Annotated in this window: 13 protein-coding genes; 9 read left to right on the top strand and 4 right to left on the bottom strand. The window is 49.7% G+C overall.

Annotated elements, in window-relative coordinates; all coding sequences use genetic code 11:
* Positions 1-116 precede the first annotated feature (116 nt).
* Genes fliD through R2X38_RS17305 form a run of 8 tightly spaced genes read left to right on the top strand, consistent with a single transcriptional unit; the run spans position 117 to position 6,354 of the window.
* Positions 117-1,493 carry a flagellar filament capping protein FliD gene (gene fliD, locus R2X38_RS17340; RefSeq protein ID WP_317523580.1) on the top strand — a complete coding sequence of 459 codons (1,377 nt, stop codon included), beginning with the start codon at positions 117-119 and terminating at the stop codon, positions 1,491-1,493.
* A gap of 11 nt (positions 1,494-1,504) precedes the next feature.
* Positions 1,505-1,903: a flagellar export chaperone FliS gene (gene fliS / locus R2X38_RS17335; protein ID WP_317523649.1), complete on the top strand. Its 399-nt coding sequence runs from the start codon at positions 1,505-1,507 to the stop codon at positions 1,901-1,903.
* The gene (locus R2X38_RS17330) at positions 1,890-2,204 is read left to right on the top strand and encodes a hypothetical protein (RefSeq protein ID WP_317523579.1); all 315 of its coding nucleotides are present in this window, start codon (positions 1,890-1,892) and stop codon (positions 2,202-2,204) included. Before fliS ends, R2X38_RS17330 begins: the two co-directional genes overlap by 14 nt.
* Positions 2,201-3,292, top strand: a complete 1,092-nt coding sequence (locus R2X38_RS17325) for a flagellar hook-length control protein FliK (RefSeq protein WP_317523578.1) — start codon at positions 2,201-2,203, stop codon at positions 3,290-3,292. The genes R2X38_RS17330 and R2X38_RS17325 overlap by 4 nt, the downstream gene beginning before the upstream one ends.
* Before the next feature lie 12 nt (positions 3,293-3,304).
* Positions 3,305-3,772 (top strand): flagellar basal body-associated FliL family protein, encoded by a 468-nt coding sequence (gene fliL, locus R2X38_RS17320; protein WP_317523577.1) that lies wholly within the window; start codon positions 3,305-3,307, stop codon positions 3,770-3,772.
* Positions 3,773-3,784: 12 nt separating this feature from the next.
* The gene (gene fliA, locus R2X38_RS17315) at positions 3,785-4,519 is read left to right on the top strand and encodes a FliA/WhiG family RNA polymerase sigma factor (RefSeq protein ID WP_317523576.1); all 735 of its coding nucleotides are present in this window, start codon (positions 3,785-3,787) and stop codon (positions 4,517-4,519) included.
* A 9-nt stretch (positions 4,520-4,528) separates the two neighbouring features.
* On the top strand, positions 4,529-5,386 hold the full coding sequence (gene motA / locus R2X38_RS17310; RefSeq protein ID WP_317523575.1) for a flagellar motor stator protein MotA: 858 nt from the start codon (positions 4,529-4,531) through the stop codon (positions 5,384-5,386).
* The gene (locus tag R2X38_RS17305) at positions 5,383-6,354 is read left to right on the top strand and encodes a flagellar motor protein MotB (protein WP_317523574.1); all 972 of its coding nucleotides are present in this window, start codon (positions 5,383-5,385) and stop codon (positions 6,352-6,354) included. Before motA ends, R2X38_RS17305 begins: the two co-directional genes overlap by 4 nt.
* A gap of 196 nt (positions 6,355-6,550) precedes the next feature.
* Here R2X38_RS17305 and R2X38_RS17300 read toward each other — a convergent pair whose 3' ends face one another.
* Both R2X38_RS17300 and R2X38_RS17295 read right to left on the bottom strand, forming a co-directional pair.
* Complete coding sequence (locus R2X38_RS17300) at positions 6,551-8,083, bottom strand: hypothetical protein (protein WP_317523573.1); 1,533 nt, start codon at positions 8,081-8,083, stop codon at positions 6,551-6,553.
* A 113-nt stretch (positions 8,084-8,196) separates the two neighbouring features.
* On the bottom strand, positions 8,197-8,742 hold the full coding sequence (locus tag R2X38_RS17295) for a CBS domain-containing protein (protein ID WP_317523572.1): 546 nt from the start codon (positions 8,740-8,742) through the stop codon (positions 8,197-8,199).
* A gap of 619 nt (positions 8,743-9,361) precedes the next feature.
* On the opposite strand from R2X38_RS17295, the gene R2X38_RS17290 reads away from it, so the two are divergent.
* A complete protein-coding gene (locus R2X38_RS17290) occupies positions 9,362-10,270 on the top strand; it encodes a LysR substrate-binding domain-containing protein (RefSeq protein WP_317523571.1) in 909 nt (302 codons plus the stop codon).
* 430 nt (positions 10,271-10,700) lie between these two features.
* On the opposite strand, the gene pflA is transcribed toward R2X38_RS17290, so the two are convergent.
* Both pflA and pflB read right to left on the bottom strand, forming a co-directional pair.
* A complete protein-coding gene (pflA, locus tag R2X38_RS17285) occupies positions 10,701-11,444 on the bottom strand; it encodes a pyruvate formate lyase 1-activating protein (RefSeq protein ID WP_317523570.1) in 744 nt (247 codons plus the stop codon).
* A gap of 214 nt (positions 11,445-11,658) precedes the next feature.
* A complete protein-coding gene (pflB, locus tag R2X38_RS17280) occupies positions 11,659-13,935 on the bottom strand; it encodes a formate C-acetyltransferase (protein WP_317523569.1) in 2,277 nt (758 codons plus the stop codon).
* Positions 13,936-13,955 lie beyond the last annotated feature (20 nt).

The following is a 13,955-nucleotide window of genomic DNA, read 5'->3' as shown; positions in this document are numbered from 1 at the left end:
GTTTGGTTGTTTGACCAGCAAATTTAAAGTTTTATCGATGTGAATTAGCAAAATATTACTTAATTAAAAGTTGGAATGTTTTTTGCTAATTAATGGTGAGTTGAGGAGAAATAAAAATGTCGATGATGGATCCTGCTTCTATGGCAATGCAAATGGTGATGCTTCAGCGCCAGCCGTTTGATATCCAATATGCGAACCAACAAAAAATGTATCAAGCGCAGTTAGACGCTTGGAAAGATATTGATTCTGCGTTTAGTGATTTTTCATCCGCCTTGGAGCGAATGAACAAGGCCGACAGTAGCTTTGTGAAAAACAGCGCAACCGCCAGTGAAGAAGGCTACATCAATGCGTCGGCGAGTAATTTTGCCCGTGCAGGCAGCTATGACTTGTTCGTCAAGCAGCTGGCCACGGCGCAGCAAGAAGCTTTCACTCTCCAAGGGGATGAGTTGCCAACTGACGGGGTTATTACCATTGAAGTGCCGGGTAATGATCCTATCGAGGTCGACTTTGCCGTGTTCAATGCGGATGGCGACAAAGATCTTCATGATTTGGCAGACCACATCAATGAGTTCGATGAGGGGGTGTCAGCCTCTGTCGTGCGCTCTGGTGACGAGGTCAGTTTGGTACTGAGCAGTACCGAAACCGGTGAGGAGAATGCATTTAAGGTAACGGCCGATCAAACCGTGACTGATGCATTCAAGCAGCAGGAGCTGAGCAAAGCCCAGGATGCGATTGTGATGCTCGGTGGTGAAAGCGGACTGGAAATTCGTAGCAGCGACAACACTATCGATGATGCGATTTACGGCGTGACCTTTGAGCTGACCAAGGCACATGAACCGGGCGACAAGCCATTAACCCTAGTGGTTGGCAGCGATGAAACCGCATCAAAAGAAGCGGTGCAGGAGTTTGTCGATGCCTACAACGAATTAGTTAACACCATCCAAAAACACACCATGACCGACTACAAGCTTGATCAAGACGATGACGACAAGAGCAGTGATGGTGACGATGACGACAAAGACGACAACAGCATCAAGATCACCGAAGCCGGTGCACTATCGAGTGATTCTACAGCTCGTGGCCTGAAGAACATGCTGAACACTGTTACCCGTGGCCAGTTTGATGAAGGCACCCTGCACAGTATTGGTATCGAGGCTAATCGGGATGGCACGCTGAAAATTGATAACGAGCGGTTTGAAAAAGCTCTTCAGGAAACACCGGAAAAAATCGATGCCATCTTCTTGGGTGATAACGGTGTGTTAACCGCGCTAGAGACCGCAATTTCGCCATATACGGGATCGGCAAACTCAGGCACCAACCTGCTGAAGAGTCGCCAGGATTCTTTGCAAGGCAATCTTGATCGGGTTGACGACAAAATAGAAAGGCTCGATCACCGAATGGAAAAAACCTACAACCGCTACTTGCGCGAATATACCGCGATGCAGCAAACCATGTCGCAGATGCAGTCGACTAGCTCCATGTTTATGTTTTAGGGGAACAAATGATGTTAATGGATGATTCTGGCTTCGATGCTTACCAGCAAGTGGAGGTTGAAGCACAAGCCGCTGCCGCCAGCCCTTATCAGCTGGTATTGATGTTGGTTGATGGTTTCATGGATAACCTGACCCGTGCCGAAGGTCATATGGATGCCAATCGCTTGAAAGAAAAAGGCGAGTCTATCGGTAAATGTATCGACATTATCGGTGGCCTAAACAGTGCGTTAGATATGCGCCAAGGCGGCGAGTTAGCCCAGCAAATGAATCAGCTTTACGACTTTTGCACCATGCGCTTGTTTGAAGCCAGTGTCCATAATGATGCCGGCAAACTCGCTGAGGTTCGCAGCATCATGGGTAACATCCAGCAAGGCTGGCATAACTTCGGGGTGGCGCATGAAGGTCAATAATACCCAGGTTAGGCAACTGACATTGCAGCTTAACCACAGCTACAAGCGCAAAGAGTGGCAGGCTGTTCGTCGGTTAGACAAAGAAATCTACAGCATGCTGGCTACGCTCAAGCAGCAACCGGACGTTGCTGAGTCATTGCGCAGGGACATCCTGCAGCTTAAGCAGGTGCATTTGGCAGCCATGACCGCGTGTGAAATGGAAAAAGCCCACCTCGGTCAAATGTTAGCTAAATTCCAGAGTCAGCGCGAAGGGGTTTCGGAGTACCAGCAGGTAGAGATGGCTGGGGGCTTTATTCGATGAGCCAACTTTCGATCCCGCCATCCATGCCCCAAGGCCGCGCAAATGCCACATCGACTTTGGCTTCTTCAGCACCGGCACAGAACGGTGATAGCGGCTCGTGGTTGGATAGCTTTGCTGCGCTGTTGGGGCTGGGCTCTGGGCAAGAGGCTGGTATGGCAGCGGCCGAAGAGGCGAACCCTTATTGGTTTGATCTCTATGATCAGCTCAAAGGGTTGGCAGAGGGTGAGGACTGGGTGTTCAGTAGTGCCCATCCGTTTATGGAGCAATTACCGCCGGAAGGTCAGTTCCGCCTGATTAACATTACCAATGCCCTTAGCTCGGATGTTCGCGAGCAGTTGCTGGGTATGATGCGTCGGGCTGACGGTCTGCAAAGTGTATCGGTACAGATGGGGCAGGCTCAGCCTGGGATCCCGCATTACTTGGCGTCCGGTGGCACAGCGCAGGGCGAGTCATTGTCTTTCGATCAGGCTATCGAGCGGGTGATTACCAATGCGATGACGCCAGTCCGACAGGAAACCACTAACCCGGTGTTATTGCAGCAGCTGGCTCAGGCTAACAGCTTCACCACGTTATCACTGCAAGATGCGCCGAATACCGTCGCGGCTGCAGATTCACCCTCACACCCATCTCATGCCACTCGTGCCGAATGGGCCCCGGTCAAAATGGCAGAGAACCAGCACCAATGGGGCCAGCAGTTGGTGTCGGTATTAAAAGAGCGGGTGCAGATGCATTTAAATCAAGAGGTGCAGCATGCCCGCATCCGCCTTGATCCCCCGCACCTTGGCAGCCTAGAGCTGTCAGTCAAAGTCGATAACAACAAGGTACATGTCCATATCGCGGCAACGGATCCCGCCCTGAGAGAAGCTGCGCAGCAAGGCGCCGAGCGTTTGCGAGCCGAGCTTGAGGGCAAGCAACTTGCTGGTGCCATGGTGGATGTCGATGTCAGTGATCAATCTCAGCAACAAACATTCGAGCAACCAGCGGATATGTCGATTGCTACTCAGCCTGTAGTCGAAGCGGCTGAGTGGCATGAATCACCCGATCTCTTATCTAAGGCGGACCAATACCGTCTCACTCGTATGGTGTAAGGAAAAATAATAATGGCTAGAACCAATGTAATGAGCACCAAAGTCATTTTGGCTGCACTTGCCGCCGCAGTGCTTATTGCTGTCTCATCGATTGCAACCTACGCATTTATCGTCAACGACCAGTCCGCTGAATTCAGCGTGTTTTCCAGTAGCGAAGAGAGCAAACGTGCCCACTTCATGAACCTCGATAAGTTCGTTATCACCATAGATGGCGAAGAGCGCACGCACTATTTAATGCTGGAGCTGGCACTTAAGACCAGCTCTTCTAAAGCCCATGACCAACTTATCGAATACAAGCCGTTGGCACGCAATGTCCTGTTGAAGATGTTTAGCCAAAGCACCTTTGAAGAGCTGCGCCAGATGGATGAAATTGAGCGTATGCAAACCGAGGTACTTGGCAAGCTGCGTCAGGCGATGGCCTTGAATGGATACGCCTACCAGATCGACGAAGTGTTGTTTACCAAGCTCGTGCTGCAATAAAGGAAGGGAATCATGTTAGAAGCACAGCAGTTACCTTTTGAGGATGAGTATGCTCAGTGGCAAACGCAGTCCTCACAAAATAATGAAGAGCAGATTCTGCGCCAGCATTTGGGGTTGGTGAAGCGCATTGTTCAGCAGCTGCATCATCATGCCTCGGGCTGTATGGGGTTGGATGATATGGAGCAGATTGGCTTGCTCGGGTTGCTTGAATCGGTACGCCGCTACGGTGAGATGGACGAAAACTTCCGCTTTTTCGCCGCCCGCCGTGTCAGGGGCGCGATTCTCGATGAGCTCCGCCGCCGGGATTGGCGACCTCGCCAGCTGCGCCAGCAAGTTCATGAGCTCAATAAGGTCAGCAAGCAACTGACCAAGCAGTTCAAGCGTCATCCTACCGAGCATGAGCTGGCTGCCGCGCTGAAGATCAGCTTGGAAGAATGTTATCGCTTGCTGTATGCCGCCCAGGCTGAGGAGCTACACAGCCTGGAGCAGTTGTTTGAGTCCGACAGCAACAGTGTCGATTTTGGTGAGGAAGATAGCAACCTTCAGCATATGATCAATGATGACTTGCTCAAGCATGTGCTTTCCCAGCTGCCGAAGCGTGAACAGTTGATTTTGGACTTTTACTATCAGAAAGAGCTTAGCCTGAAGGAAATCGCCATGGTGGTTGGCCTTAGCGAAGCGAGGATCTGCCAGCTGCACAAGCAGGCAATCAAGCAAATGAACACCATGATTAAGAGCATGTTGTAGGAGAAAGTTATGCAAAAAATAATCGGTGTCTTAATCATTGTTCTCTGTGTATTCGGTGGTTTTGTTTTGGCTGGGGGCTACCTCGGCACCATGTGGCAGCCAGCAGAGCTGATGATCATTTTGGGTGCCGGTGCCGGTGCACTGGCTATCGGCAACCCGCACCATGTGATTGTTGAAATGTGGCATCAGGCCCGCGGTGTCGTTGCCAAACGTGATGAGCGAAAGCTGTATCGTGAGTTGCTGTCCTTGATGTACCACTTGCTTGAGCAGGTGCGCCAAAACGGCATGCGAGTGCTTGATGAGCATATCGAAGAGCCTCACCAGAGCAGCTTGTTCCTGAGTTATCCGGAAGTGTTGGAGTACCCGAAACTGGTGACTTTCATTACCGACAACTTCCGCCTGATGGCGATGGGCAAGATCAGTGCCCATGAACTGGAAAGTATGCTCGAGTTGGAGCTCGAAGCCATTGAAGCGGATCTTATGGAGCCGTCTCACTCGATGCACCGTATCGCAGAGGCGATGCCGGGCTTCGGTATCTTGGCGGCGGTGATGGGGATTGTGATCACCATGACCAATATCGATGGTGACATGGCGCAGATCGGGATCAGCGTTGCCCACGCACTGGTCGGTACTTTCCTGGGGATCTTCTTCTGTTACTGCGTGTTCGATCCGCTGAGCTCTGCCATGGCCAATCAGGTCAAGCGTGAGCTGTCGGCATTCGAGTGTGTTAAAGCCATGATGGTCAGCTATACCGCTGGTAAACCCGCACTGGTCGCGGCTGATTCTGGTCGTAAGCTGATTTTGCTTGATGTGAAGCCGACCTTTGCTGAGATGGAAGGTTGGGTAACCCAGCAGGTGTTCCAATGATCAGGGGCAACACCACAGATACGGTGATTATCAAGAAGCGCCGTAACCGGGGGAAAACTGCCCACTCAGGAGGGGCATGGAAGGTGGCCTTTGCCGATTTTACCTTGGCAATGATGGCCTTTTTCATGGTGATGTGGGTGTTGCAGGTGACGACTGAGGATGAGAAGCAACGCATTGTCGGTCGTCTCAGTGGTCAGCAGCAGCTCCTGCCACACGATGAGATGTTTATGGATAACAGCCCTTTTGCGGTTGATTTTGGTGGTAAGGCCTTGCCGGGATTACAGAGCCGGCAACCGAGCAATCCGCAAAATTTGGGTAATTCACTGACAATCAATGTCGTTGACGGTGAGGGCAATAACTTCGGTGGGCTGGGGGAGGAAGGTCCTTCATTGGTGCCGGGGCGCTATGAAAGCCATGAGCAGATGGTGGTGCTGGGCGAGTACCTCAAGGATGTCAGTGAATTTCTTTCGGCCAGTAACCAACTGTCGGTGGAAGTGGTACCACAGGGGCTCAGGGTGTTGGTCAATGATGACAATGAAAAACCGATGTTCAAACGTGGCGGTGCTGAGCTGACGCCGTTTTTTGAGGATCTGTTACTGGCGATTGCACCGACCTTCGCCACGGTCGAAAACCATATCATGATCTCCGGCCATGCCGATGCCAGCGGGTTTAGCCAGCGCTCTGCAGGAAGCAACTGGGTGCTGTCAGGCGAGCGTGCTCAGCGGGCGCGAGAGGTGTTGGAATTTGGCGGTATGCCAAGTGAGCGTGTGGCCCAGGTAACAGCAATGTCCGATACCATGTTGCTTGACCGCGACGCACCATACAGCCACCTCAATCGCCGGATTGAAATCTTGGTACTTACCACCGACACCGAGCAGCAGCTATTGCAGCTGTTCGGCCGTGATGGGGACGGGCCTTCTTTGGAAGCGGCAAAACAGGCTGCCTATGCCAATCAGCCTGTGAGCTAAATCGATTAGGTTTAGCCAAGCGGTAAATCAAGTTCCAATATCAGCGTGCTAGGTGGCGAGCCAAGCCAGCTCCTCATTCAAAAGGGGCTGGCTTTTTCATTCTTGCTATCAAGGCTTGTGCTACACAAAAAGAGGGGGCAGATAAACTATCTGCCCCCTCTTTAATAATGTCCGCCTTGTGGCTTGGCCGTCTTGGTTAAATCATCAAGGTTGAAGACACAACACCGATGAGGCCCGCACTTGCCAGAACGGTTACGGCTTTCTCCGCCATACGGCCGTTGCTTTCAGCGGCTTTGCCGAACATCGCGAAGACAAACGGGTGGACCAGGAAAGTCATGGCAAACGTAAAGGTGATCAGGCTTGCCGCTGCTGAACCGAACATACCTTCTTGCACTGCGGCAAACAGACCGAAGTGGGACAGGCCAGAAGCCGCTGACATAGACGCGTGCTCAAGGGACATGCCGGCAACACTTAGTAAGGTGAAGCTACCGAACACCGCCATGATCTGCCAGCCAAGGGAGAACAGCATCAGACCTTTGACTTCTGTTTTCTCACAGCCGTTGGCTGAGCGCAGATTTTTCAGAGACAGGAAGACAAACGCGGCACCGGCCAGTAGCAGTGGAAGCGTCCAGCTAACCATTAGAGAACCACGCTCTGCGCTTGCTGCCAGAATCGTGAAGACGAAGATATGGCCGGCAAACGGAATGTTGATCATAATCGGCGCACGGGAAGCGGCGGTTCGACCGAAGTCACCCGCAGTACAGGCACCAGTTAGACCTGAATGAGACAGACCGCCCGCTAGGCCAGGTGCTAGGTTACGTACGTGGTTTGACTTGCCGACGAAAATCAGTAGCGCCAGACCGCCAAACATCCAGAAAATCTGACCAGAGAAGCCGTATACGATAACACTTTGTAGGCCCGGAATACCGAAGGCTTCAACCATGTGCGAACCACCCACCAGGAAGCTACCAGCCAATACCAGCGGGATACCTGCAAACAGTAGTGCATTCATTGTTGGGCCGTGTTTCCACTTAGGCAATGCTGCGCCCAAGCCAGAAGACAGGATCATCGCAAAGAAGATCTGCGGCAGGCCAATCACAGATGATACGACGTTCGCCAGCCAAAGCGAGAGGTTAAGTACCACGATTATCGCGACTACTTCAAACAAGCCCTTGCGGATGTATTGGCCTTTATTTGAGATAACGGCTTTGCGATCAATCAGGATAAAGGCCAATGCCAAACAAATGTAAGACAGCAGTAGGAAAGAGTCGCCCAGAGCAAAGTCGGTAGTTCGGTCTGAAATCAACACATCAGCCGTTTGGATACCAATAAGCAGCAGGAAGGCACGAATAATATAGGTTAACTGCGTACTGCTTGTACCCAATACCACCTCTTGGGCAGAAGGGGAGAAGAAATCGCACTCTTCGTCAAAGCCTTTGTTTGACAATAGGCGGCGGATTTCTTGTCCGCCGACGAAGAAGGAGGCGATCAATGCAATCACGGTTGTCTGGCCAATCAGCGCAACAATAGGGAACTGCTCTAGTCCTGGTGTTGCCATATCGCTGTGAACCAGCAGTGAGCCTAAAGCCAGGCCAAATACAACGATAACCAGCAGTGAGGAATATTTCGTTCCAGCAACTAGGGTACGGGCAACCAATACCATAATTGTTAGGGCGGCTATCGCGATAACAAAATGGTTAAAAGCATATAGATGGGAAACTTGTTCCATTTTAACTCCAAAAACTCTTTCGAACTGCTCACAGGCATACCTCATGTGCTAGGTACATGAGGTTCTAACAATACGTTAGGCTGACTGTGGGCGAGTGATACGTCCGTTACTGATTAGGTAACTACCTGTGGGGCAACATTTTGAGCAACTGGCGTAGGCGTCGTTGCATCATTGAATAGGGCACGAAGGGCTTTCAACACTTCTTGGCGGGATACCACGCCGACATATTTACCGTTTTCCATGACCGGTAAAATTTGTGGCTTGTTAACCTTGATAGATTTAGCACGCTCTTCCAGCGACAAGGTTGTCATTTGCGTTGCATAGCCCATAGCGGTTGTTGGGTATAGCTGCTCTTTGTCCAGGGCAAGGAACTCCAGAGCGTCTGTCAGGCGGTCTTCGATATCCATTGTCACCAAATCGGTTTTCATCAGGTTGCCTACCGTTACATCTTCATCAGGCAGGTAGTCTTGGCACCACATTTCTACCATGATGTCGTGAGCAGAGAGGAAACCGACTAGCTGGCCGTTTGCGTCGCAAACTGGCGCGCCGTTAATGTGGTTTTTTGACAAGATATCGATTGCCGCAGGCAAACTGGTTTCGATACTCAACGTCGGGGCTTGCGTATTTACAATGTCTCTCACTGTAAGTAAAGCGCTCATAACAATCTCCTAAATTCAAAATCAACACTGTTTCAGCAACTCGCCAAGAGTCATTGAAAAATGGCTCATTGAGCTGTTGACGGGAATGTTACTTAGCACCGTCTTATTAGTAAAATTGATTTTATTTAGGTTTGAGTTCAAATTTACTGATACTTTGTTTGGAAATGTTTCAGAAGATGTCGTTTAAAAAGAGAATCAATTTGGATGATAGGGTAAGGTAACCTTCCGTTTTGGCGGTTAAATCGTCAATTTTAGGAAAGAGTTGAGTTGAGAGGCTTGCTGTAGAACGTATAAGAAAAAATGATTTTATTATTGGTGACCAATAAGTAAAAATGAATCAGGATATTATCCTTAAAATACAGAGATATCAAATATGACATATCGTCAGGCATTTACTTACAGTTTTTAAGCAATTGAAAGGGAATTAGCCGTGAATGTGCCCTTCGTTTGCATTACCCGGCAGTTAAAACTTGATACAATATTGATTGAAACAATGTAGCTATCAGGTTTATTGATTGGCAAAAGTAGCTGGAATATTTGGTTTATATACCAGTGACTTGGTCTTTAGAGTGATATCTATTGGCATTCAGTCCCCCCTGTTGTAAATCTAGGAGTATAAGTGCGTTATTCGTTGAAACAGTTATCAGTGTTTGATGCGGTTGCTGAATTAGGCAGTGTTAGCCAGGCGGCTGAGCGGCTCGGGGTCACCCAGTCTGCTGCAAGTATGTCACTTAGCCAATTAGAAAAGCTGCTAGGACGCGATCTTTTCGTTCGTCAGGGCAAAGATATGCGCTTGAGTCACTGGGGCAACTGGCTACGACCGAAAGCGCGACGCTTGTTGCAAGATGCCGAACAGATTGAAGCGGGCTTTTACGACCAGCACCTATTCAGTGGCAGTATTACTATCGGTGCCAGCCAGACCCCGGCGGAGCACCTAGTGCCGGAGCTTATCAGTATTCTTGATACTGATTTCCCAGAAGTGCGCACCGGGCTCGAAGTGAAAAGTAGCCAGGGCATTATCGAAGGGGTGCTGAACTATAAATATGATATCGGTATTATCGAAGGCCGTTGTGATGATAACCGTACCCATCAGGAAGAATGGTGCCGGGATCACCTGGTTGTCGTCAGTGCTGCTCACCACCCTTTTGCCAAGAATTCCCGAGTCAGCCTGGCGCAGCTGGAGCAAGCACAGTGGGTATTGCGTGAGGGCGGAGCGGGAACGCGGGCGATTTTCGAAAGTGCGGTGGTGCCGCTGATCCCCGATCTGGATGTGTGGCGAGAGTACACCCATGTCCCGGTGATCCGCAGCATGGTGGCAAATGGCAATTACCTTACGTGCTTGCCTTATCTGGATGTGGCCCCGCATATCGAGCGTGGTGAATTGGCCGCACTGAATGTGCCTGAATTAAAAATGGATCGTGCGATTTCCTTTATTTGGCGCAAAGAGATGGGGGATCACCCGTTGCTGGAGTGTATCAAGCGCGAAGGTCATCGAATGATGAAAAACCATAAGTTGAACAAGGTTTGATGTCGTGATGCTCGCTTTCTAGTTAGAAAGAATATCGTGTCGGTTTAACTTAACCTGTTAGGTAAGCCGATTTAAAGAAATACCCAAGTACCGTCCAGCGGCTTGGGTATTTTTATATTCAATGAGTTTCATTTTTATTGATAGGTCAAATTCAATTAACTAATAAATCAATAAGATGTGCCTGCAAGTAATGAGTTGTTCATCTCTTCAGGTGGCTTAAAGTGGGGGGGATATTGGCATTTTCTTATATGGTTGGGTTATGCCTTGCCGTATGCCATTGCCTTGGCGAATGAATTTTTCTGATAGTGACTTTCACTTTGTCTTGCTTTTCTGTTGTTTGATCTGGCCAGAAATAATCACCATCGCCCATCGCCGGGATCAAAAAAGGAGAGCTGGTGCTCTCCTCTATGACACTGCTTGCGGGCAGGTATCAGTAAATCACTTTCGCTTGTGTGTAGCTGCTGATGATTTCTTTGACTTTTTCCATCACTTCTTTTGATGGTGGGGAAACGCCTGTTAGTGGGTAGTCAAAACCCATCGCTTCCCACTTGTGCTCACCGAGCTGGTGGTAGGGTAGCAGTTCGACTTTCTCGATGTTGTCCATGTCCTTGATGAAATCACCCAGCAGGTGGGCTGAGCGCTCGTCATCAGTAAAGCCAGGCACCACCACGTAGCGGATCCAGGTTTTCTGGCCGCGCTGATGTAGGTAGCGGGCGAAGTCCAACACGCGCTTGTTAGGGACACCAACAAGGTTTTGGTGGATGCTGTCGTCAAGCTGCTTCAGATCCAGCATGACCAGGTCGGTCGCATCGAGCACCTCATCAACTACTTCCGTATGCTTGCGGATATACCCGTTGGTATCGAGGCAGGTATGGATACCTTCCGCTTGAGCCGCTCGGAAGAAGTCACGCACAAATTCTGGCTGCAGCATAGCTTCACCACCGGAAGCGGTGACACCACCGCCCGACGAGTTCATGAAGAAGCGGTAGGATTTAGCTTCATTGATCAACTCTTCGACCGTGATCTCTTTGCCGTCATGAAGATCCCAGGTATCTCGGTTGTGGCAATATTGGCAGCGCATCAGGCAGCCTTGCATGAAGACGATGAAACGAATACCGGGACCGTCGACAGTACCACAGGACTCAAAAGAGTGGATTCGACCTTTTAGTGACATTACTTTGCTTCTCCGCTTGGGGGGCGTGTTTTACCTGTTATTTTATTACAAAATGGACAGGCAAAGTAGCTAAAAAGCACCAAAAAAGTAAGGCTACTCTTTGCGGCGGTGGGCGGTGTGGTATCGGTTAGGGCTGAAATAAAAAAAGCCGACCTATGAAGGCCGGCTTATCTGCTCATTGCCTGTGACAGCAATGGCTTACTAAGACTCTAGATTATAGAGACTCAGTGAAAGTACGAGCGATAACGTCTTTCTGCTGTTCAGCAGTTAGAGAGTTAAAGCGTACAGCGTAACCAGATACACGGATAGTTAGCTGAGGGTACTTCTCTGGGTGCTTAACTGCGTCTTCTAGCGTTTCGCGGTTAAGAACGTTCACGTTCAGGTGCTGACCACCTTCGATGCCAGCTTCGTGGTGGAAGTAACCATCCATTAGGCCTGCAAGGTTAGAACGCTGAGTATCCTGCTCTTTACCTAGTGCGTTAGGTACGATAGAGAAGGTGTAAGAGATACCGTCTTTCGCATCAGCAAATGGTAATTTACCAACTGAAGTTAGAGACGCTACCGCACCTTTCTCGTCACGGCCGTGCATTGGGTTAGCACCTGGTGCGAATGGCGCACCTGCTTGACGACCGTCAGGCGTGTTACCCGTCTTCTTACCGTATACCACGTTTGAAGTGATAGTCAGGATAGACTGAGTAGGAATCGCGTCACGGTAAGTCTTAAGCTTACGGATCTTGTTCATGAAGCTAGTAACAAGCTCACAAGCGATGTCATCAACGCGAGCGTCGTTGTTACCGAACTTCGGATAGTCGCCTTCGATTTCGAAGTCGATTGCGATGTTGTCTTCGTCACGTACTGGCTTAACTTTAGCGTACTTGATAGCCGCTAGTGAGTCAGCTGCAACAGAAAGACCAGCGATACCACAAGCCATAGTACGGCGAACGTCACGGTCATGTAGAGCCATAAGCGCTGCTTCGTAGCTGTACTTGTCGTGAGAGTAGTGGATTGCGTTCAGTGCAGTCACGTACTGCTTAGCTAGCCAGTCCATGAAGCTGTCTAGGCCAGCGTAAACTTTGTCGAAGTCTAGTACTTCGTCCATCATTGGCTCAGTCTTAGGACCAACCTGTAGCTTAAGCTTCTCGTCCACACCGCCGTTGATAACGTATAGAAGAGTCTTAGCAAGGTTTGCACGAGCACCGAAGAACTGCATGTGCTTACCGATAACCATTGGCGATACACAACAAGCGATAGCGTAGTCATCGTTGTTGAAGTCAGGACGCATTAGGTCGTCGTTTTCGTACTGGATAGAAGAAGTATCGATAGATACTTTCGCACAGAAACGCTTGAAGCCGTCAGGTAGCTGCTCAGACCATAGAACAGTGATGTTCGGCTCTGGAGAAGGACCCATAGTGTATAGCGTGTTTAGGAAACGGAAGTTAGTACGCGTAACTAGCGTACGACCGTCAACACCCATACCACCCATAGATTCTGTTGCCCAGATTGGGTCGCCAGAGAATAGCTCATCGTACTCAGGAGTACGTAGGAAACGAACCATACGTAGTTTCATTACGAAGTGGTCGATCATTTCCTGAGCTTCAACCTCAGTGATCTTACCTGCCGCGATATCACGCTCAACGTAGATATCTAGGAAAGTAGACGTACGGCCTAGAGACATTGCCGCGCCGTTCTGAGATTTAACAGCTGCTAGGTAGCCGAAGTATAGCCACTGGATAGCTTCTTTCGCGTCAGTTGCTGGGTTAGAAATGTCGAAGCCGTACTTAGCTGCCATTTCTTTCATCTGACCTAGTGCACGGTGCTGCTCTTGAAGCTCTTCACGAAGCTGCATAGTCATCTGCAGATCTTCGCCAGACTCTAGTTTCTCTTGAGTAGAGTGGAACTGAGCAACTTTTTCCTTCATTAGGAAGTCGATACCGTACAGTGCAACACGACGGTAGTCACCGATGATACGACCACGGCCGTATGCATCTGGAAGACCAGTTAGAACACCAGATTTACGACATTTAAGGATGTCTGGAGAGTAAACGTCGAAAACGCCTTGGTTGTGCGTTTTACGGTACTCAGAGTAGATTTTAGAAACCTGTGGGTCTAGAGTACGGCCGTAAGCTTTACAAGAACCTTCGATCATGCGCACGCCGCCGTTAGGCATGATGGCACGCTTAAGCGGAGCTTCAGTCTGAAGACCAACGATAGTCTCTAGATCTTTGTTGATGTAACCTGCGTCGTGAGCAGTGATGGTAGAGATAAGAGAAGTATCGAAATCAACAGGAGCGTGAGTGCTGTTTTCCTGCTTGATACCTTCCATTACCTGATCCCAAAGCTTGTTAGTTGCCTCAGTACCTTCAGTAACTAGGAAAGACTCATCACCCTCATATGGAGTGTAGTTTTTCTGGATAAAGTCGCGAACGTTTACTTCGTTCTGCCATTCGCCTTCAGCGAACCCTTCCCAAGCTTTAGCAAATTGCTCTGCCATGACATACCTACCTTTTTAGT

The sequence above is a fragment of the Photobacterium rosenbergii genome (genome assembly GCF_033022775.1).
Taxonomy (GTDB): Bacteria; Pseudomonadota; Gammaproteobacteria; order Enterobacterales; family Vibrionaceae; genus Photobacterium; species Photobacterium rosenbergii_A.
This window is presented reverse-complemented; position numbering and strand designations above follow the sequence as displayed.